Origin of the sequence: Streptomyces sp. TRM49041 (assembly GCF_008271805.1) — a bacterium.
GTDB lineage: Bacteria > Actinomycetota > Actinomycetes > Streptomycetales > Streptomycetaceae > Streptomyces.
Map to the genome: position 1 here is coordinate 1 of NZ_VSRY01000082.1, position 19901 is coordinate 19901.

Annotated in this window: 16 protein-coding genes, 3 tRNA genes and 1 pseudogene; 12 read left to right on the forward strand and 8 right to left on the reverse strand. The window is 72.8% G+C overall.

Annotated elements, in window-relative coordinates; genetic code table 11:
- The 5 genes and pseudogenes from FVS66_RS06085 to FVS66_RS06105 all read left to right on the forward strand — a co-directional run.
- Positions 1 to 947: pseudogene (locus FVS66_RS06085) on the forward strand (DNA polymerase III subunit gamma and tau); the annotation flags it as partial.
- Between the two features lie 61 nt (positions 948 to 1008).
- Entirely contained in the window at positions 1009 to 2259 is a 1251-nt protein-coding gene (gene purD, locus FVS66_RS06090; protein ID WP_149179964.1) for a phosphoribosylamine--glycine ligase, read from the forward strand.
- 243 nt (positions 2260 to 2502) lie between these two features.
- Positions 2503 to 4770 (forward strand): hypothetical protein, encoded by a 2268-nt coding sequence (locus FVS66_RS06095; RefSeq protein WP_399224962.1) that lies wholly within the window; start codon positions 2503 to 2505, stop codon positions 4768 to 4770.
- Positions 4771 to 4928: 158 nt separating this feature from the next.
- Entirely contained in the window at positions 4929 to 6428 is a 1500-nt protein-coding gene (locus FVS66_RS06100; protein ID WP_149179965.1) for a N,N-dimethylformamidase beta subunit family domain-containing protein, read from the forward strand.
- An 85-nt stretch (positions 6429 to 6513) separates the two neighbouring features.
- Positions 6514 to 7416, forward strand: a complete 903-nt coding sequence (locus tag FVS66_RS06105; protein ID WP_149179966.1) for a phosphoribosylaminoimidazolesuccinocarboxamide synthase — start codon at positions 6514 to 6516, stop codon at positions 7414 to 7416.
- Between the two features lie 57 nt (positions 7417 to 7473).
- On the opposite strand, the gene FVS66_RS06110 is transcribed toward FVS66_RS06105, so the two are convergent.
- The 8 genes from FVS66_RS06110 to FVS66_RS06145 form a co-directional block, all read right to left on the reverse strand.
- A tRNA-Gly gene (locus FVS66_RS06110) sits at positions 7474 to 7546 on the reverse strand.
- 22 nt (positions 7547 to 7568) lie between these two features.
- A complete protein-coding gene (locus FVS66_RS06115; protein WP_149179967.1) occupies positions 7569 to 8180 on the reverse strand; it encodes a response regulator transcription factor in 612 nt (203 codons plus the stop codon).
- Complete coding sequence (locus FVS66_RS06120; RefSeq protein WP_149179968.1) at positions 8177 to 9679, reverse strand: histidine kinase; 1503 nt, start codon at positions 9677 to 9679, stop codon at positions 8177 to 8179. The genes FVS66_RS06115 and FVS66_RS06120 overlap by 4 nt, the downstream gene beginning before the upstream one ends.
- Before the next feature lie 99 nt (positions 9680 to 9778).
- Complete coding sequence (locus FVS66_RS06125) at positions 9779 to 10630, reverse strand: ABC transporter permease (protein ID WP_149179969.1); 852 nt, start codon at positions 10628 to 10630, stop codon at positions 9779 to 9781.
- Between the two features lies 1 nt (position 10631).
- Positions 10632 to 11576 (reverse strand): ABC transporter ATP-binding protein, encoded by a 945-nt coding sequence (locus FVS66_RS06130; protein ID WP_149179970.1) that lies wholly within the window; start codon positions 11574 to 11576, stop codon positions 10632 to 10634.
- Positions 11577 to 11714: 138 nt separating this feature from the next.
- Positions 11715 to 11787 (reverse strand) — tRNA-Gly (locus tag FVS66_RS06135).
- A gap of 82 nt (positions 11788 to 11869) precedes the next feature.
- Positions 11870 to 11941, reverse strand: a tRNA-Gly gene (locus tag FVS66_RS06140).
- A 265-nt stretch (positions 11942 to 12206) separates the two neighbouring features.
- Positions 12207 to 12533 carry an Lsr2 family protein gene (locus FVS66_RS06145; RefSeq protein WP_149179971.1) on the reverse strand — a complete coding sequence of 109 codons (327 nt, stop codon included), beginning with the start codon at positions 12531 to 12533 and terminating at the stop codon, positions 12207 to 12209.
- A 345-nt stretch (positions 12534 to 12878) separates the two neighbouring features.
- Between FVS66_RS06145 and purS the strand changes: the two genes are divergently transcribed.
- The 7 genes from purS (at position 12879) to purF (ending at position 19874) form a co-directional block, all read left to right on the forward strand.
- Entirely contained in the window at positions 12879 to 13127 is a 249-nt protein-coding gene (purS, locus tag FVS66_RS06150; RefSeq protein ID WP_149179972.1) for a phosphoribosylformylglycinamidine synthase subunit PurS, read from the forward strand.
- Positions 13124 to 13804, forward strand: a complete 681-nt coding sequence (gene purQ / locus FVS66_RS06155; RefSeq protein ID WP_149179973.1) for a phosphoribosylformylglycinamidine synthase subunit PurQ — start codon at positions 13124 to 13126, stop codon at positions 13802 to 13804. The genes purS and purQ overlap by 4 nt, the downstream gene beginning before the upstream one ends.
- Complete coding sequence (gene purL / locus FVS66_RS06160) at positions 13804 to 16053, forward strand: phosphoribosylformylglycinamidine synthase subunit PurL (RefSeq protein WP_149179974.1); 2250 nt, start codon at positions 13804 to 13806, stop codon at positions 16051 to 16053. The genes purQ and purL overlap by 1 nt, the downstream gene beginning before the upstream one ends.
- A 129-nt stretch (positions 16054 to 16182) precedes the next feature.
- Positions 16183 to 16467, forward strand: a complete 285-nt coding sequence (locus FVS66_RS36520; protein ID WP_222946897.1) for a peptidoglycan-binding domain-containing protein — start codon at positions 16183 to 16185, stop codon at positions 16465 to 16467.
- Between the two features lie 20 nt (positions 16468 to 16487).
- Positions 16488 to 17291 (forward strand): maleylpyruvate isomerase family mycothiol-dependent enzyme, encoded by an 804-nt coding sequence (locus FVS66_RS06170; protein WP_149179976.1) that lies wholly within the window; start codon positions 16488 to 16490, stop codon positions 17289 to 17291.
- A gap of 101 nt (positions 17292 to 17392) precedes the next feature.
- Complete coding sequence (locus FVS66_RS06175) at positions 17393 to 18196, forward strand: META domain-containing protein (protein WP_149179977.1); 804 nt, start codon at positions 17393 to 17395, stop codon at positions 18194 to 18196.
- Between the two features lie 151 nt (positions 18197 to 18347).
- On the forward strand, positions 18348 to 19874 hold the full coding sequence (gene purF / locus FVS66_RS06180; protein ID WP_149179978.1) for an amidophosphoribosyltransferase: 1527 nt from the start codon (positions 18348 to 18350) through the stop codon (positions 19872 to 19874).
- The last annotated feature ends 27 nt before the right edge of the window (positions 19875 to 19901 follow it).

Here is a 19901-nt window from a genome sequence, read left to right on the forward strand (position 1 = left end):
CACCCGCACCCGCACCCGCGCCCGCTCCTGCCCCCGTGCCGCAGGCCGCCGGTGCCCGTCCGCCCGGCGCCTGGCCCACCGCCGCCGCCCCCGGTGCCGGTGCCGGTGCCGACGGTGCGGGTGGTTCCGGAGGTGCGCGGCAGCCCGGTGCCTGGCCGTCCGCCGCCGCGCCAGGGCAGGGGCAGCAAACCGGACTCCAGCAGCCGCAGCAGTCCCAGCAGCAGCCGCAGGCACCCTCGCCCCAGGCAGCCGCGTCCGCGTCGCCCGCCGCCGCGCCCGCCGTCTCCGCCGAGATGGCCCACGGCGCCGCCCAGGTGCGCAATATGTGGCCCGGCATCCTGGAGGCCGTCAAGAACCGCCGCCGCTTCACCTGGATCCTGCTCAGCCAGAACGCCCAGGTGGCAGGGTTCGACGGCACCACCCTCCAACTCGGCTTCCTCAACGCCGGCGCCCGCGACAACTTCGCGAGCAGCGGCAGTGAGGAGGTGCTGAAGCAGGCACTGTCCGAGCAGTTCCACGTGAACTGGAAGATCGAGGCGATCGTCGACCCGTCCGGCGGCGCCGGCACCCCCGCCCCGCCGTCCCAGCAGGGCGGCTACGGCGGCGGCCGCCCCGCCGCGCCCACGGGCCCGTCGGCGCCCGGCCCGCAGAACCCGCCGGCCGCCCCCCGCCCCGTACAGCAGAGCCCGGCCCCCGCCGCGCCGCCGCAGCAGCCGCGGTCACAAGCCCCGGCACCGGCAGCCCCCGCCCCCTCACAGGAGCCGCCGAGCGGCCACGGCTCCGCCGCCGGGTACGAGCAGCGCCCCGCCCGACCCCAGCCGGTCGCCCCCGAGGACGACGTGCCGGAGGAGGACGATCCGGACCTCGTCGACTCCGCGCTGTCCGGCCACGACCTGATCGTCCGGGAGCTCGGCGCGACCGTGGTGGAGGAATATACGAACGAGTAGGGAGCCCGCCCTCGGTGGCCCGCACAAAGATCGGCCCGCCCGCCCGGCTACCCTGGCTGGCGTGAAGGTCCTCGTCATCGGCGGCGGCGCCCGCGAACACGCCCTGTGCCGCTCTCTCTCCCTCGATCCCGACGTCACCGCTCTGCACTGCGCGCCCGGCAACGCCGGAATCGCCGAGGTCGCCGAGCTCCACCAGGTCGACGCCCTCGACGGCGCCGCCGTGGCCCGCCTGGCCGGCGAACTGCAGGCCGACCTGGTCGTCATCGGCCCGGAGGCGCCGCTCGTCGCCGGTGTCGCCGACGCCGTACGCGCCGCCGGCATGCCCTGCTTCGGCCCCTCCGAGGAGGCCGCCCGGCTCGAGGGCTCCAAGGCGTTCGCCAAGGACGTGATGGCCGCCGCCGGGGTGCCCACCGCCCGTAGCTACGTCTGTACGACGCCCGAAGAGATCGACGAGGCGCTCGACGCGTTCGGCGCCCCGTATGTCGTGAAGGACGACGGCCTCGCCGCCGGCAAGGGGGTCGTCGTCACGAGCGACCTCGAGCAGGCCCGCGCCCACGCGCTCTCCTGCGACCGGGTGGTCATCGAGGAGTACCTGGACGGCCCCGAGGTCTCCCTCTTCGCGATCACCGACGGCACCACCGTCCTCCCGCTCACCCCCGCGCAGGACTTCAAGCGCGCCCTGGACGACGACGAGGGTCCCAACACCGGCGGCATGGGCGCCTATTCGCCGCTGCCGTGGGCCGACCCCAAGCTGGTCGACGAGGTCATGGCGACCGTCCTCCAGCCGACCGTCGACGAACTGCGCCGCCGCGGCACGCCGTTCTCCGGTCTGCTGTACGCGGGTCTCGCGATCACGTCGCGCGGTGTGCGGGTCATCGAGTTCAACGCCCGGTTCGGCGACCCCGAGACGCAGGTCGTCCTGGCTCGTCTCAAGACGCCGCTGGCGAGCGTCCTGCTGCACGCCGCGAACGGCACCCTCGACGCAGAGCCGCCGCTCAACTGGCGTGACGACGCGGCCGTCACCGTGGTCGTCGCCTCGCACAACTACCCCGGCACACCGCGCACCGGCGACCCGATCACCGGCCTCGACGAGGTCGCGGAGCAGGACGCTCCGCACGCGTACGTCCTGCACGCCGGTACCAAGCGGGACGGCGACGCGGTCGTGAGCGCCGGCGGACGCGTCCTGTCGGTCACCGCGACCGGCGAGGACCTCGCGCAGGCCCGGGACCGGGCGTACGCGGCGGTGGGGCGCATCCGCCTGGACGGCTCCCAGCACCGTACGGACATCGCCCGCAAGGCCGCAGGGCAGTAGACCCGTCGAAGCCCCGAACCGTCCTCACCTCTGACCAAAGCCATTCCATCGAGTGACGGCTCACCCATCCGGATGACGCCTGCCGACGCCCCAACTAGGGTGCCGCGCAGGCGTTCCGGCACTTGGCCCACCGACATTGCGATGTCAGTGGCGGGTGTCACAGTGGGGGAGTGAGCAAATCCGTCGTAGGGGTGGAGGGGGTGACGTACGGCTGTGTTCGGTCCCGGATCCGACAGAAGCGACATGGACGCCATGCGCGCTATGGGTGCGATGGGTGAGGAGAGGGGTGCGCGCGCCGCGCGTGCCCGGGCTCTCGCCGTGCTGCGGGTACGCGGCAGGGCGCTGGCCGTCGCCCTCCTGCCCGCGGCCGTCGCCGTCGTCCTGCTGACCGGTGGGGTCACCGGGCAGCTGGCCGGTCCCGGCTGGGACGCCGCCCGCTGGGCGGTGTCGGGCGTCGCCGGGGTCGTGCTGCTGGCCGCGGCGGGTGTCGGGGCCGTGGTCGCGCGGGCCCGGCCGGCGCTCACGCCGACCGTGGAGATCACGGAGGCGTCCGCCCCCGATCTCTACCGGATGGTGCGGGACCTGGCCTCACGGCTCGCGGTGCCGGCGCCGTCCGCGATAGCCCTGACGCCGGACTGCGACAGCTGGCTGGAGGACCGTACGCACCCGGCGCACCGCATATCCGCGGGCGGCGGCTCGCGGGGGACGCGGGGGACGCGGGGGACGCGGGGCGGCGTATCCGACGCGGCTCCGGTCCTGGTCATAGGTTCGCCGTTCCTGTGGTGGATGCGCGTCGGTGAGCTGCGGGCGGTGCTCGCGCCGGTCGTGGCGGGTACGGGCCCGTCGGCCCACCCCGACATAGCCGCGGCCCGCCGGTTCGTACGGGGCCTGGACGCCGCGGTGGCGCTCGCCGACCGGCCGGGGATCGGTGCGGTACGGCGCGTGGGCGCGCGGGGCGTGAGCGCGGTCGCCCGGCTGATGCTGCGGGCCGCGGGCGGGCACGCAGCCGAGATGGAGCGGGGTGTCGCCGCCGCCGCGTCGGAGCGGGCCCAGGCCGTGGACTACGGGCTGCGGATCGTCGCCCAGGAGCAGGTCGGCCTCGCGTACGCGGGGTGGGACCGGCTGCTGACCCGGGTGGCGCTGCCCGCCTGGCGCATGGGGCGCTGGCCGACCCGGCTGGACGCGGGCGTCGTCTCGGCGCTCACCGAACTGTCCCGGCGCGACCGGCTGGCCGAGGGCTTCACGTCCCGGCTGGGCGAGCGCCCGGCGTGCGACCTGCTGGAGGAGCCCGGCCTGGTCGACGAGGCCACGTCGCTGCTCGCCGCCCGCCTCTTCCACGGCGGCCCGGCGGAACCGGGGCCCGGCTGGGCGCCGGTGGACTGGCAGCAGTACCCGGAGGAGGTCGTCGACCGGAAGTGGCGCACCGAGGCCGCCCGCCTCCACCGCGCCCTCGACCGCCTGGGCGCCCGCCCCGCCACCCCCGAGGGCCCGACCCTCGCCCGCGTCCTGGACCACCTGTCCACCGCCCACGACGGCGACACCCTGGCGGCCGCCATCACGGCGGAACTCTCCCGCGAGGAGGCCCGCCGCCCCATGGGCGCCACGACGGCCTCGGTGGGCACCGCCACCCTGTCCTCCCGCCCGGCCACGGATACGTCCCCGAACGGGGGCACGGAGGCCCTGGGTGCCGCGCGGGAGCCTGCCCCGGGCTCGGCGGCCCCCGGCTCGGCGGCCACCGGTGCCGGTCAGGGCGCCGCCCAGGACAGCGGCGCCGGCCCGGGCGACGCCTACGGTGGCGACACCGGCCAGGGTGCCGCCGCCCCGGACGGAAGCCGCAGTCCGGGCTCCGGTGCGCCGGGTGACGCCCCGGCCCACCGCCCCGGCGCCGCCCAGGAGTTCGGCTCGGGGCCGACCGCCGGCGCCGGTCTGGGCGGCGCCGGGGGCAGCGGCTTCAGCTCGCGTACCAGCACCGGTGCCGCCCCCGGGGCCGCCGACTCCGCCCCCGACACCGGCCAGGGCGCAGCCCAGGACAGCCGCCCCGGCGTGGGTGGCGGCGATCCTGGACCGGCATCCGCCGCCCGTCTCGGTGCCGACCGGGTCGCCCCCACCGGTAAGGTCGCCGCACCGAGTGAGTCCGCGTCCGGCGTACCGGGCTCCGCGTCCGGTGCGCCCGCTCCCGGGGCGGTGCCCCCCACCACCCCCGTGCCCTACGTCCGGGGTGCCGACGAGTTGCCGCTGCTGCCGCTTCAGCCGCCCCGTACCGGGCGGGAGTTGCTGGCCGATCACGTCACGGCCATGGTGTGCTGTGCCGTCGTGGACACCGCGGGCGCCGTGCCCGGGCTGGACTGGCTGGACGGGCCCGTTCTCCTGGTCGCGCAGGACGCGGGGAGGCAGCGGGCGGATGTGGCCGCCGGGGTGCTCGCGTTGATCGAGGACGCGGACCCCGAGCCGCTGCGGAGCTGGCTCACCGCCGTCGGGGCGCGCCCCGAGAAGCCCGTGCGTCTCGTCTGACGGCGCCGCCCGGCGCACCCACGCCGGAATGCCTCGTTCCGTTCACGTCGATTCGCGACGACCGGTGACGGAGTGCGTGCGTAATGTGATGTGCTGTGGACCGGCGCTGAACGCGTCGGGGTTGCCGGACATCGGGGGAGTCGAGGGAGGGGCGCGGCATGGGGGCGGAGCAGGTTCGGCGTTGGGAGTCCGGGGCGTTGGCCCATGCCGTCGGCGACCCGTTCGGTCAGGGCCCGCTGCCCTGGCTGCGCGGCACCGAGCAGTACGTGGGTGAGGTCGGGCGGATCGCCGCCTGGTACGCCGAGCCGCACCAGCCACACCAGCCACACCAGCCGCACCAGCCGCGCCGTACCCCCGCCTCGCGAGGCAACGGCCCCCGCGCCGCCGACGACGTGCGCCTCCAGATCAAGGGCTTCAGCTCGACGGGCGCCGTCGCCCCCGGCGAGGCGATCGATTTCCACGTCACCGTGAACCCACCGCAGCAGTTCTCGGTCGACATCTATCGCATCGGCCACTACGCCGGTGACGGCGCCACCAAGATCACGACCAGTCCTCGCCTCTCCGGCATCGTCCAGCCGCCCCCGCTCAGCGCCGACCGCACGGTCTCCTGCCATCACTGGTGGCTCTCCTGGCGCCTCCAGATCCCCTCCTACTGGTCGATCGGCGCGTACGTCGCCGTCCTCACCACCGTCGACGGCTACCGCTCCCACATCCCCTTCACCGTCCGCGACGGCCACCCCGCCGACCTGCTCCTCGTCCTCCCGGACATCACCTGGCAGGCGTACAACCTGTACCCGGAGGACGGCCGCACCGGTGCGAGCCTCTACCACTCCTGGGACGCCGACGGCCGTCTCCTCGGCGAGTCGGGCGCCGCGGTCACGATCTCGTTCGACCGTCCGTACGCGGGGCAGGGCATGCCCCTCCACGTCGGGCACGCCTACGACTTCATCCGCTGGGCCGAGCGCTACGGCTACGACCTCGCGTACGCCAACGCGAGCGACCTGCACGCCGGCCGGGTCGACCCCACCCGCTACCGGGGCCTGGTCTTCCCGGGCCACGACGAGTACTGGTCGGCCCCCCTGCGCCGCACCGTCGAGCACGCCCGCGCCGGCGGTACGTCCCTGGTCTTCCTCTCCGCCAACACCATGTACTGGCAGGTCGAGCTCTCCCCGTCCCCGTCCGGCGTCCCCGACCGCCTCCTCACCTGCCGAAAACGCCGGGGCCCCGGCAGGTCGGCCCTCTGGCGGGAGGCGGACCGGCCGGAGCAGCAGCTGCTCGGCATCCAGTACGCGGGCAGCGTCCCGGAACCGCACCCCTTGGTCGTACGGAACGCCGAGCACTGGCTCTGGGAGGCCACCGGCGCCCGCGAGGGCGACGAACTGCCCGGCCTCGTCGCCGGCGAGGCCGACCGCTACTTCCCCCGCACCGCCCTTCCCGAGCACCAGCGCCGCATCCTCCTCGCCCACTCCCCGTACCGGGACGGCGACGGCGCCACCCGCCACCAGGAGACGTCCCTGTACCGCGCCCCCTCCGGCGCCCTGGTCTTCGCGTCCGGCACGTTCGCCTGGTCGCCGGCTCTGGACCGGCCGGGTCATGTCGACCTCCGGATACAGCGCGCCACGGCCAACCTCCTGGACCGCATCTGTAAACGCGACTAGAACGGCCCCTGCACCCCTGGCCACGGCTCCGCTCCCGACGTGCGGGAGAATCGGACCCGATTGGACAGAACCACGGGGAGGAACCGTGTCCGGATTCGTAGAAAAGCCCGAGCCGCTTCAGGTGCCGGGCCTGGTGCATCTGCACACCGGGAAGGTGCGCGAGCTGTACCAGAACGAGGCGGGCGACCTCGTGATGGTCGCCAGCGACCGCTTGTCCGCGTACGACTGGGTGCTGCCCACCGAGATCCCGGACAAGGGGCGGGTCCTCACCCAGCTGTCCCTCTGGTGGTTCGACCAGCTCGCCGACCTGATCCCGAACCATGTGCTCTCCACGGAGCTGCCCGCGGGCGCCCCCGCCGACTGGGAGGGCCGCACGCTCGTCTGCGAGTCCCTGAAGATGATCCCGGTCGAGTGCGTGGCCCGCGGCTACCTCACCGGCTCCGGCCTCGCCGAGTACCAGGAGACCCGCACCGTCTGCGGCCTCGCCCTCCCCGAGGGCCTCACGGACGGCTCCGAGCTCCCCGCCCCGATCTTCACGCCCGCCACGAAGGCGGCGGTGGGCGACCACGACGAGAACGTCTCGTACGAGGAGGTCGCCCGCCAGATCGGCGCGGAGACCGCCGCGCAGCTGCGCCAGGCGACCCTCGCCGTCTACACGCGGGGCCGCGACATCGCGCGCGACCGGGGGATCATCCTCGCGGACACCAAGTTCGAGTTCGGCTTCGACGAGGACGGCGGGCTGGTCCTCGCCGACGAGGTGCTGACCCCGGACTCGTCCCGCTTCTGGCCGGCCGCCGTCTGGGAGCCGGGGCGCGCCCAGCCGTCGTACGACAAGCAGTACGTACGCGACTGGCTGACGTCGCCGGCGTCCGGCTGGGACCGGAGGAGCGAGCAGCCGCCCCCGCCGCTGCCCGAGGAGATCGTCGCCGCGACCCGTGCGAAGTACATCGAGGCGTACGAGCTGCTGACGGGCACGTCCTGGCAGTAGGCCGGCGGGCCGGACAACGGCGGAGGCCCCGGTCTGATGACCGGGGCCTCCGATACGAGCGGACGACGAGATTCGAACTCGCGACCCTCACCTTGGCAAGGTGATGCTCTACCAACTGAGCCACGTCCGCATGCGCCGTAGCGCGCCACCCACTATACCCAACCTCGCTCGCGTGCGAGGCGTACCGCCGTATGGCGGTTCTCCGCGCCGAGCTTCGACACGGCCGACGAGAGGTAGTTGCGGACGGTTCCGGGGGAGAGGGAGGCCCGGCGGGCGATCTCCGCGACGGGGGCGCCGTCCGCCGCCAGTTCCAGCACCTCGGCCTCGCGCGCGGTGAGCGGGGAGTCGCCGGCGGAGATGGCGTCGGCGGCCAACTCCGGGTCCACGTAGCGGTTTCCGGCGTGGACGGTACGGATGATCTCGGCGAGCCGCTGGGCGCTGACGGTCTTCGGGACGAAGCCGCGTACGCCCGCCGCGAGGGCCCGCTTGAGATGGCCGGGGCGGCCGTGGCCGGTCACGATCATGGTGCGGCACCCGGGTAGTTCGGCGCGGAGCGATGTGGCGACTCTCACACCGTCCGCGCCCGGCATCTGGAGGTCCAGCACCGCGACATCGGGGCGGTGGGCCAGCGCCATGGCGATCGCCTCCGGCCCGGACGCCGCCTCGGCGACCACCTCCAGATCGTCCTCCAGCCCGAGGAGCGCGGCCAGCGCGCCCCGGATCAGATGCTCGTCATCGGCCAGCAACACCCGCACGACGCTCACCGGGCCCCCTCCGCGCCTTCGTCGGCGACCCTGGAGACGGACGCCGACCGCTCACCGGTGCCGGTGACGCCGGCACCGGAGCCGGAGGCCACGGAGTCGGCCGCCGCCGGCCTCGCAGCCGCCGACGGTGCCGAGCCGCTCGCCGCTGACGCCTCCGCCGCCGAGCCCGTCGCCGCCGAGGCCGCGCCCACCGCGCCTGGGCCCGATGCCGAGGCCGCGCCTGTTGCCGAGTCCGCCGCCGAGGCCGCGCCCGCCGACGAGCCCCCGCCCACTCCCACCGGCACCCGTGCCGTCACCCGGAAGCGGGTGCCGCCCTCCAGGGGGCCGGCCTCCAGGGTTCCGTCCAGGGCCGCGAGGCGTTCGCGGAGGCCGGTGAGGCCGGAGCCGTGGGGTGTGCCGCCCGGGGGCGAGCCGGCGCCGTCGTTCTCGATGACCAGGACCGCGCAGCCACCACCGGCCGACACCGACACCGGCACCGATACCGACACCACGCAGTGGCGGGCGTCCCCGTGGCGGAGGACGTTGGTCGTGGCCTCCCGGACGACCCAGCCCAGTGCCGACTGCACGGGTGCCGGCAGGGCCTCGTCCACGCCCTGGGCCTCGACGCGGCAGGTGATGCCCGCCGCGGCCAGGACCCCCCGGGCGCCCTCCAGTTCGGTGTGGAGGTCGGCCTCGCGGTAGCCGCGTACCACCTCCCGTACCTCCCGCTGCGACTCCCGGGCGATGCGCTGCACCTCGGCCATCTCGTCGACCGCGCGGTCGGCCGCCCCGCGCCGGGCGAGCTGGACGGCCAGCTCGCTCTTCAGGGCGATCACGGACAGGTTGCGCCCCATGACGTCGTGCAGGTCCCGGGCGAAACGGAGCCGTTCCTCCGCGACCGCCAGCCGCCCCTGGAGCCGTTGCGCGGCGTCCAGTTCCCATACGGCGCGCAGCAGCCAGCCGGAGAAGCCGCTGGTGGTGGCGAAGACGATCGTCCCGATCGCCGTCGCGGCAGTGAACGCGGCCGCCTCGACGCCCGGCAGCCCCAGTCCGGCCGCGAACACCGCGATACCCGCAACCGCGACCGCCGTCAGCCCCAGCATGTGCCGCACCCGCACCAGGCACAGGGCGAGCCCCCCGACGCCCCAACTCGCCATCGCCACAGCCGCGTACATCGGCACCTGGTGGTCCACCAGCGCCCCGAACCGCCGCAGCACCAGGACGGCGACGCACCCCGCGGCCGAGAGCACGGCCAGTGCGACCATCGTCCGGTACGGGCGGCCGTGCCGGCCCACCTGCCAGCCGAGCGCCCGTGACGCGACCACCGCGACGAGCACGGTGTGCACGAGCACCAGCAGGAACAGCCAGCCGGCGAGCGGGCCGATCTCCCCCCTCGCGGCCAAAGTGGGCAGCGCGCCCACGACCTCCGCCCCCGCGAGCCCGTGGTAGGTCCACCGCGTGTACAGCTCGACCTTCTCCGGGCTGCTCCTGCGGCTCCACCAGCCGGTCAGTCCGGCCATGTCCCCCGTACCCCCCTGTCCCTCGCCCCGCGGGCCCTCGGTCCTCGGTCCCGTGGCCCCGGGGCCCCTCGGTCCTCATCGTCCTCTCAGTGGCGAGGCTCAGTGGCGAGGCTCCCACCGGAACCGCCGTCGCACAGCGAACACCGCCACGCCGGTCCACGCCAGCGCCGCCGCCCCGGCCCGTACGAGGTCCCCCGTCTCGTCGCCCGCGCCCAGCCACCCGGCCCGTACGAGTGTCACCACACCGGTCACCGGCAGCAGCTCGCACACCGACGCCAGCCGCTCCGGGAACACCTCCAGCGGTACGAACAGCCCGGACCCGAACGCCGAAACCAGGAACAGCGGCATGGTCGTCAGCTGTGCGCTCTCCACGGTCCTGGTCAGCGCGGCCGTGCACGCGGCCAGCGCGCCGAGCAGCACGATCCCGACGAGGACGCCCAAGACCAGCAGTTCGGGCCGCTGTGGTGCCCGTACGCCGAGGAACGCCACCGCCGCCACCACCATGATCACGCACTGCGCCAGTGTGAGCGCCACCGAGGGCAGCGCCGTCCCGGCGAGGATCTCCGCATCGGACGCCTCGCCCGTACGCAGCCGCTTCAGCACCAGCTCCTCGCGCCGCGCCACATACGCCGGGACGAGGTTGAGGTACACGACGATGACCAGGACCATGCCGAGGCCCCCGGTCGCCGCCGCCTCGGCCATGCTGAGCCCCGCCTTCTCCAGACCGACCCGGTCGAGCATCCCCCGGATCGAACCGATCATCAGCAGCGGCATGAACAGCGTCACGAAGAGCGCCGGCCGGTTCCGTACGAGGAGGGTCAGTTCCGCCCGCGCGAGCGCGCCGAGACGCCCGGCGGCCGTGGTGCCCGCCGTGTCCTCACTGCCTGCCCCGCCTGCCCTGCCCGCCCCGCCTGCCCTGCCCGCCCCGCCTGTCGTGGTCGTTGTCGCCATGTCACACCCCCACCGTTCCGGTACGTGTCTCCGCGCCGGCCGGGGACCGCGCGATCTCCAGGAACGCCTCCTCCAGCGACGCCGACCGCGCGTCGAGCCCGTCAAGCCGTACGCCCTGGTCCCGCGCCCACAGGAGCAGCTCGGTGAGCGCGTCCTGGAGTTCGTGCGTACGGACCTCGACGCGCCGCCCGCCGTACTGCGCGGCCCGCAGCGCGAGTGGCAGCCGCCCGGCCGGTACCCCGGCGGGCAGGTCGAAGCGGATGCGGGCGGGGCGGGACGCGGTGACCTCCGCCGGGGTCCCGGAGGCCACGATGCGGCCGCCGTGCATGATCGCGAGGCGGTCGGCGAGTGCCTCGGCCTCCTCCAGGTAGTGCGTGGTCAGCAGAACGGTCGTCCCGGTGTCGCGCAGGGCCCGTACGAGGTCCCAGGTGTCGCGGCGGCCCTCGGCGTCGAGACCGGTCGTCGGCTCGTCGAGGAACAGCACCTCGGGCCGACCGAGCAGGGCGAGTGCCAGGTCGAGACGCCGCCGTTCGCCGCCGGACAGCTGTTTCACACGGACCCGGGCGCGGGCGCCGAGGCCGACCATGTCGAGTGCCTCGCCGGTCGGCCGGGCGCCGCTGGTGCAGCCGGCCCACATGCGAACGGTCTCGGCGGCGGTCAGGTCGGAGGGGAAGCCGCCTTCCTGGAGCATCACGCCGATGCGCGGCCGTACGGTGGCGCGGTCCCGGTACGGGTCGTGCCCCAGGACGCGGACGCGGCCGCCGCTGGGCGGGGCGAGCCCTTCGAGGAGCTCGACGGTGGAGGTCTTGCCCGCCCCGTTCGTGCCCAGGAGCGCGAAGATCTCGCCGTACGGCACGGAGAACGTGATTCCGGTCACCGCCTCGAAGCCCCCGGCGTAGCGGCGCCGGAGCTCCGCGGCCTCGATCGCGTGGTCATGGCTGGTCATGACTCAAGGCTCGGGGCGTATCGGAGCCGTCGGCAGTTCGCGCTGTCAGCGGTCGGCGATGACAAATGTCATGGGCCCTGAGCCATGGGGCGATAAACGACGAAGGCCCCAGTCTATTGACTGGGGCCTTCATTCCTGAGCGGACGACGAGATTCGAACTCGCGACCCTCACCTTGGCAAGGTGATGCTCTACCAACTGAGCCACGTCCGCATTGCTCCCGACCGGCTCTCACCGGGCGGTGCGAACACCACTGTACCTGATCCACCGGAGTGGCCGGTACTGCGTGATGCGGAGCGGGTGACAGGAATCGCACACTGCGCCTTCCCCCTGGAAGGGGGATGTTCTACTACTGAACTACACCCGCACGCTCCGTGAGGCGGTCGGCTTTTCGGCCTCGCCCCTCGGCGTGCTCCAGACTTTAGCCGATCAAGGGGGGTGCTGTGCAACTCGACGGCCGGGAGCCCGCACCGGCGCACCACACCGCCTGGGCAGCCCTCGGAGCGGCGGGGGCGGCGGCCGCGGCGGGGGCGCCGCCCGGCTCGCCACGCCGTTCGGCGCGCCGGCTCGGTCCGCGCTCGGCGCACCGGCTCGATGCCCCGGCTCAGTGCGCCGCGGCTGGGCGCCCCGCCTCAGTGCGCCGCGTGGAACTCGTCGTAGATCCGCTTCGGGATGCGCCCGCGGGCCGGCACGTCGAGCTTGTTGGACTGCGCCCAGGCCCGTACGGCGGCCGGGTCCGGTGCCAGGGCCGTGTGCCGGTACGTCTTACGTGCCTTGCCCGCACCGGACTTCTTTCGGCCCGCCTCCATGTAGGGCGTGAGGGTCTTGCGGAGTTTCTCTGCATTGGCTTCATTGAGGTCGATCTCGTACCACTTGCCGTCGAGGCCGAACCCGACCGTTTCCGCCGCTTCTCCGCCCTCGATGTCGTCGGTGAGCGTGACTACTACTCGCTGCGCCACGGATATCGGTCCTTTCCCGTAGTACGCCGCCGTTCGGAGTGTGTTCTGTCACACGCTTGACGTGCGGCGATACCGGATTAACAAGGTGTATTCCCTTTGTACAGCGCGGAGTGCCGCGCTGGGAAGACCTGGCAATTGTTTCCGCGTGTCCGTATGCAATGGCGGCGGCGTGATTTCCTTCCGGGATTTTTTCGGTCGGCAGGATGTCTCCGTGCCGCCTTCTGGACGGCTTCTGTGTGCCTTCTCTTCCTGCGTTTGTGGGATCCTCCGGAAATCTACTCGCGTAGATTTTGTAGGCAGGTACGCTGAGGGAACCGCCCACGCAACACACCACCGGGAGTGCCAGTGGCACGCGTCGTAGTCGACGTCATGCTCAAGCCGGAGATCCTCGACCCGCAGGGACAGGCGGTGCAGCGCGCACTGCCCCGCCTCGGTTTCGAGGGGATCGCGGACGTCCGTCAGGGAAAGCGCTTCGAGCTGGATGTGGAGGGGCCGGTCGATGACACCGCCCTCGCCCGCATCCACGAGATGGCCGAAACCTTCCTCGCCAACACCGTCATCGAGGACTTCGTCGTCAAGGTGGAGGAGGCGTGACTTCTCGTATCGGAGTCGTCACCTTCCCCGGGACGCTCGACGACCAGGACGCGCTGCGCGCGGCCCGGCTCGCCGGCGCCGAGCCGGTCTCGCTCTGGCATCGCGACAAGGACCTCAAGCAGGTTGACGCGGTCGTCCTCGCGGGCGGCTTCTCGTACGGCGACTATCTGCGCGCCGGAGCGATCTCCCGGTTCTCGCCGGTGATGGAGACGATCATCGAGCAGGCGAAGGCCGGTATGCCGGTCCTCGGCATCTGCAACGGCTTCCAGATCCTCACCGAGGCGCATCTGCTGCCCGGCGCGATGCTGCAGAACAACCATCTGCACTTCATCTGCCGTGACCAGAAGCTGCGTGTGGAGAACGCGTCGACCGCCTGGACCGCCGACTACGAGCAGGGCCAGGAGATCCAGGTCCCGCTCAAGAACATGGACGGCCGGTACGTCGCCGACGAGCGCGTGCTCGACGAGCTGGAGGCCGAGGGCCGCGTCGCCTTCCGGTACCTCGACATGAACCCCAACGGTTCGCTGCGGGACATCGCCGGCATCACGAACGCCGCCGGGAACGTCGTCGGTCTCATGCCGCACCCCGAGCACGCCGTGGAGCCGCTCGTCGGCACGGGCCGGACCGACGGGCTCGGATTCTTCACCTCGATCCTCAAGAAGCTGGTCAACGCCTGATGAGCCTCGACACCGTCAAGCACGCCACCGAGACGCCCGACGTCGAGCAGCCCTGGAAGGAGCTCGGCCTCAAGGAGGACGAGTACGCGCGCATCCGGGAGATCCTGGGCCGCCGCCCGACCGGCGCCGAGCTCGCCATGTACTCCGTCATGTGGTCCGAGCACTGCTCGTACAAGAGCAGCAAGGTCCATCTGAAACAGTTCAGCGAGAAGAAGCCGCAGTCCGAGGCGATGCTCGTGGGCATCGGCGAGAACGCGGGCGTCGTCGACGTCGGCCAGGGCTACGCGGTCACCTTCAAGGTCGAGTCGCACAACCATCCCTCGTACATCGAGCCCTACCAGGGCGCGGCCACGGGCGTCGGCGGCATCGTCCGCGACATCCTCGCGATGGGCGCCCGCCCGGTCGCGGTCGTCGACCCGCTGCGGTTCGGCGCGGCCGACCACCCCGACACCAAGCGCGTCCTGCCCGGCGTCGTCGCCGGCATCGGCGGCTACGGCAACTGCCTGGGCCTGCCCAACATCGGCGGCGAGGTCGTCTTCGACGCGTGCTACCAGGGCAACCCGCTGGTCAACGCCGGCTGCATCGGTGTGATGAAGCACGAGGACATCCACCTCGCGAAGGCGTCCGGGGCGGGCAACAAGGTCATCCTGTACGGCGCCCGGACCGGCGGCGACGGCATCGGCGGTGTGTCCGTCCTCGCGTCGGAGACCTTCGACGACGCGAAGCCCACCAAGCGCCCGGCCGTCCAGGTCGGTGACCCGTTCCAGGAGAAGCTCCTCATCGAGTGCACGCTCGAGATCTTCAAGGAGCAGCTGGTCGCGGGCATCCAGGACCTAGGCGGCGCCGGCCTGTCCTGCGCCACCTCCGAGCTGGCCTCCGCCGGCTCCGGCGGTATGCGCGTCGAGCTCGACACCGTCCCGCTGCGTGACGCGACGCTCTCGCCCGAGGAGATCCTCATGAGCGAGTCGCAGGAGCGCATGTGCGCGATCGTCGAGCCCGACAAGGTCGACCGCTTCCTGGAGATCTGCGAGAAGTGGGACGTCATCGCCACCGTCATCGGTGAGGTGACGGAGGGCGAGCGGCTGGAGATCTTCTGGCACGGCGAGCAGATCGTGGACGTGCCGCCGCGCTCCGTCGCGCACGAGGGCCCCACCTACCACCGCCCGTTCTCACGCCCCGACTGGCAGGACGCCCTCCAGGCGGACGACGCGAACAAGCTGCCCCGTCCGGCGACCTCGCAGGAGCTGAGGGACCAGGTCCTGAAGCTGGTCGCGCACCCGAACCAGGCGTCCAAGGCGTGGGTCACCGACCAGTACGACCGGTTCGTGCAGGGCAACACGGTGCTGGCCCAGCCCGAGGACGCGGGCATGGTCCGGGTCGACGAGAAGACCAACCTCGGCGTGGCCATCGCGACGGACGGCAACGGCCGGTACGCGAAGCTCGACCCGTACACGGGCGCGCAGCTGGCGCTGGCGGAGGCGTACCGCAACGTCGCCGCGTCGGGCGCCAAGCCGCTGGCCGTCTCCGACTGCCTGAACTTCGGCTCGCCGGAGGACCCGGGCGTCATGTGGCAGTTCGCCGAGGCCACGCGCGGCCTCGCGGACGCCTGCCTGGAGCTGGGCGCGCCGGTCACGGGCGGCAACGTCTCGCTGTACAACCAGACCGGTGACGTCGCCATCCACCCGACGCCGGTCGTCGCCGTACTCGGTGTGATCGACGACGTGACGCGGCGTACACCGATCGCGTTCGCGGAGGAGGGCCAGCTCCTCTACCTGCTGGGCGACACGCGCGAGGAGTTCGGCGGCTCGGCCTGGTCCCAGGTCGTCCACGACCACCTCGGCGGGCTGCCGCCGGCCGTGGACCTGGACCGGGAGCGGCTGCTCGGCGAGATCCTGATCGCCGCGTCCCGCGACGGCATGATCGACGCCGCGCACGACCTGTCCGACGGCGGTCTCGTCCAGGCGGTCGCCGAGTCCTGCCTGCGCGGCGGGAAGGGCGCGCGACTGGTCGTCCCGGACGGCCTCGACGCGTTCACCTTCCTGTTCAGCGAGTCGCAGGGCCGCGCGGTCGTGTCCGTCCCGCGCAGCGAGGAGCTCCGCTTCACCGACATGTGCGGTGCGCGCGGGCTGCCCGCGACGCGGATCGGTGTCGTCGACGGCGACGCGGTCGACGTCCAGGGCGAGTTCAGCGTCACGCTGGGCGAGCTGCGCGAGGCGCACGAGGCGACGATCCCGGGCCTGCTGGCCTGAGGGACGTAGTACACCTGGTACACGCGTAGTGCCGGAGGGCCGGCCCCGTTCATGCGGGGTCGGCCCTCCGGCTGCGACAGCCTCGCGGAACCGGTCTGGAGGGCAAGAGGTTTCGGGGGTCGGGGGACCGTGTCGTGTTCTCAGGAGTCGGCGCCGCGCGAGGCGGGGGCGGCTCCGCCGAAGGCGGCGGACCCGGTGCGGATCGGCCCGTACGTACCGCTGGGCGTGCTCGGCAGAGGCGGGACGGGCCGCGTGACCAAGCGCGGCTTCAGCGTCGGCCCGGCGGGTGTGGACGGCGACTTCGGTACGACGGACACGAAGAACGCCGTCCTGGCCTTCCAGCGTGCCAAGGGCCTCGCCGTGGACGGCCAGATCGGCCCCCACACCCGGGCGGCGCTGCGCGGTACGAGTTGACGCGCCGGTAGCCTCGGGGCATGCCACAGGCCAGGAAGCGCGCCCGCAGCTACGACTCCGCGAAGACCCGCGCGGCGGTGCGGGCCCAGTTCGAGCACGTCCGTGCGGCCGTGCCGGCCATGACCCCCGAGCAACTCGCCGGGCCCACGCGCCTGGGCGAGTGGACGGTGCGGGAACTGACCGCGCACATCGCGTTGGTGATGAGCTCCGTCGTGCGGGGCGTGGCCGGGCCCGAGCCGGCCGTCCGGGACGTGGGGCTGCTCGACTGGCCGGCGGCGACGCGGCGGTTCGCCGACGCGGTGGACGAGGACACCCGGGAGCTGGCCGAGGCCGCGGACGGGGTGGCCGGGCTCGTCGACCTGTACGCGCGTACGGCGGAGGAGCTGACCGAGGCGCTGGACGGGTCGTCCGACGAGCGGCTGATCGTCACGCGGTTCGGGGGCATGCCGCTGGGCGACTTCCTCGTGACGCGGACCGTCGAGCTGACCGTCCACACCGACGACCTCAACGCCGCGACCGGTCTGGGCGTCCCGCACGACCGGCAGGCCCTCGCGACGTGCACCCGCGTCCTGGCCGACGCCCTCGCGCTCAAGGCCCCGGGCGGCTCCGTGGAGCTGCGGGTCCCGCCGTACGCGGTCGTCCAGTGCGTCGAGGGCCCCAGGCACACGCGCGGCACCCCGCCCAACGTCGTCGAGACCGACCCCCTCACCTGGACCCGCCTGGCGACCGCCCGCACCACCTGGCCCGAGGCCCTCGACGAGGCCCGCCTCGACGCCCGCGGCGACCGCGCGAACCTCTCCCCCTGGCTCCCGGTCCTGGGCTGACCCGACACAGACCGGTGCGCAGGGCCGTCCGCCTGTCGTCCAGGCGGACGGCCCCGGCCGCGGGGGCGGAACCATCGCGTCACCGCGACCGTCACATCCGCATGCGGACCACCAAGATCCTCCTCCCCGCCCTCGCGGTCGTCCTCCTCGCCGGATGTGCCGGCGGCTCCGGCTCCGGCACCGGCTCATCGAAGGACCGGCCCGACATCCCCGTGACCGGCGCGCACTGGTCCGTCGACACCCTCACCGTCGACGGCGGGAAGACGACCGCCCCGGTCCCGACCGCGTACGTCGAGTTCGAGTCCGGCGGCCGTGCGAAGGGCAACTTCGGGTGCAACCACTTCACCGCCACGGCGACCGTCGAAGGGGACACGATCACCGTCAGTGAGGTCGCCATGACGGAGATGGCCTGCGAGGAGCCGGTGCGGAGCTTCGAGGACGGCTTCCGCGAGACCTTCACCGGCAGGCTCGACGCCCGTCTCGACGGCGACCGCCTCACCCTCACCGCCCCGGACGGCGACACCATCGCCCTCACCGAGCAGCCCGCCGCGCCCCTCGTGGGCACCACGTGGAGCGTCGACTCGCTCCTCGACGGCGAGACCGCCTCCTCCCTGCCCGCCGGCACCCGGGGCAAGGCGCACCTCACGATCGCCGACGACGGCTCCGTACGCGGCGCCCTCGGCTGCAACAGCTTCAGCGGCACGGTGAAGACCGAAGGCGACAAGCTGACGTTCGGGCCGCTCGCCGTCACCCGCAAGATGTGCACGAAGCCCGAGATGGAGCTGGAGCAGCAGCTGTACGGGACGCTGAGCAGCGGTCCGGTGACGTTCCGGTTGCAGCACCGTGCACTGACGGTCACCGAGCCGGACGGTTCCGGTTTCGCCGCGCACGCCACGAGCAAGTAGGCGTGCGAGGTCCGTCACACCGGAGGCCGGGTCCGTGGGCTCCCCGGGGTGGGCAAAGGGCCTCTGGGCAGGGCCCTGCCCGCTCCGGGCCCGTCGCGGCGGGCGGATCCCCAATTCGGACCAGTGGTCGATCTCGCCTACACTCGGTGGCGTGCCACGTGGTGACGGTCGACTCAATCACGATCTGCTTCCCGGCGAGAAGGGCCCCCAGGACGCTTGCGGCGTCTTCGGTGTCTGGGCCCCGGGTGAAGAGGTCGCAAAGCTCACGTACTTCGGGCTCTACGCCCTCCAGCATCGGGGTCAGGAATCCGCGGGAATCGCGGTCAGCAACGGCTCCCAGATCCTCGTCTTCAAGGACATGGGCCTGGTCTCCCAGGTCTTCGACGAGACCTCCCTCAGCTCGCTCCAGGGTCATATCGCGGTCGGTCACGCCCGCTACTCGACCACCGGGGCCTCGGTCTGGGAGAACGCCCAGCCGACCTTCCGGGCCACCGCCCACGGCTCCATCGCGCTCGGCCACAACGGCAACCTGGTCAACACGGCCGAGCTCGCCGAGATGGTCGCCGATCTGCCCAAGGAGAACGGCCGCGCCACGCAGGTGGCCGCGACCAACGACACCGACCTCGTCACCGCGCTCCTCGCCGGGCAGCTTGACGACGACGGCAAGCCGCTGACCATCGAGGACGCCGCGTCCAAGGTGCTCCCGGCCGTCAAGGGCGCCTTCTCGCTCGTCTTCATGGACGAGAACACGCTGTACGCCGCCCGTGACCCGCAGGGCATCCGCCCGCTGGTCCTGGGCCGGCTGGAGCGGGGCTGGGTGGTCGCCTCCGAGTCCGCCGCGCTCGACATCTGCGGCGCCAGCTTCGTCCGGGAGATCGAGCCCGGTGAGCTGATCGCCATCGACGAGAACGGTCTCCGCACCGCCCGGTTCGCGGATGCGAAGCCCAAGGGTTGTGTCTTCGAGTACGTCTACCTGGCGCGTCCCGACACCGACATCGCCGGGCGGAACGTGTACCTCTCCCGGGTGGAGATGGGCCGGAAACTCGCCGAGGAGGCGCCGGCCGAGGCAGACCTCGTCATAGCCACGCCGGAGTCCGGCACGCCCGCCGCGATCGGGTACGCCGAAGCCAGCGGCATCCCCTTCGGCGCCGGTCTCGTCAAGAACGCGTACGTCGGGCGGACCTTCATCCAGCCGTCCCAGACCATCCGCCAGCTGGGCATCCGCCTCAAGCTGAACCCGCTCAAGGAAGTCATCAAGGGCAAGCGCCTGGTCGTCGTCGACGACTCGATCGTCCGCGGCAACACGCAGCGCGCGCTGGTCCGGATGCTCCGCGAGGCAGGCGCCGCCGAGGTCCACATCCGGATCTCGTCGCCGCCCGTGAAGTGGCCGTGCTTCTTCGGCATCGACTTCGCCACCCGCGCCGAGCTGATCGCCAACGGCATGACGGTCGACGAGATCGGCAAGTCGCTCGGCGCCGACTCGCTGGCGTACATCTCGCTCGACGGCATGATCGAGGCGACCACCATCGCCAAGCCGAACCTGTGCCGCGCCTGCTTCGACGGCGAGTACCCGATGGAGCTGCCCGACCCCGAGCTGCTCGGCAAGCAGCTGCTGGAGACGGAACTGGCCGCGGGTCCCGCAGCCACGGCAGCCGTCGACGCCCTCCGCCGCCCGTAGGCGTCCCGGAATCCCAGACCCCCGCTG

Coding starts and splice junctions, on each gene's coding strand:
- FVS66_RS06100 (WP_149179965.1), top strand. CDS start 4,929: ATGGGGGCGGAGCAGGTTCGGCGTTGGGAGTCCGGGGCGTTGGCCCAT.
- purL (WP_149179974.1), top strand. CDS start 13,804: ATGAGCCTCGACACCGTCAAGCACGCCACCGAGACGCCCGACGTCGAG.
- FVS66_RS06175 (WP_149179977.1), top strand. CDS start 17,393: ATGCGGACCACCAAGATCCTCCTCCCCGCCCTCGCGGTCGTCCTCCTC.
- FVS66_RS06170 (WP_149179976.1), top strand. CDS start 16,488: ATGCCACAGGCCAGGAAGCGCGCCCGCAGCTACGACTCCGCGAAGACC.
- FVS66_RS06125 (WP_149179969.1), bottom strand. CDS start 10,630: ATGGCGACAACGACCACGACAGGCGGGGCGGGCAGGGCAGGCGGGGCG.
- FVS66_RS06095 (WP_399224962.1), top strand. CDS start 2,503: ATGGACGCCATGCGCGCTATGGGTGCGATGGGTGAGGAGAGGGGTGCG.
- FVS66_RS06120 (WP_149179968.1), bottom strand. CDS start 9,679: ATGGCCGGACTGACCGGCTGGTGGAGCCGCAGGAGCAGCCCGGAGAAG.
- FVS66_RS06130 (WP_149179970.1), bottom strand. CDS start 11,576: ATGACCAGCCATGACCACGCGATCGAGGCCGCGGAGCTCCGGCGCCGC.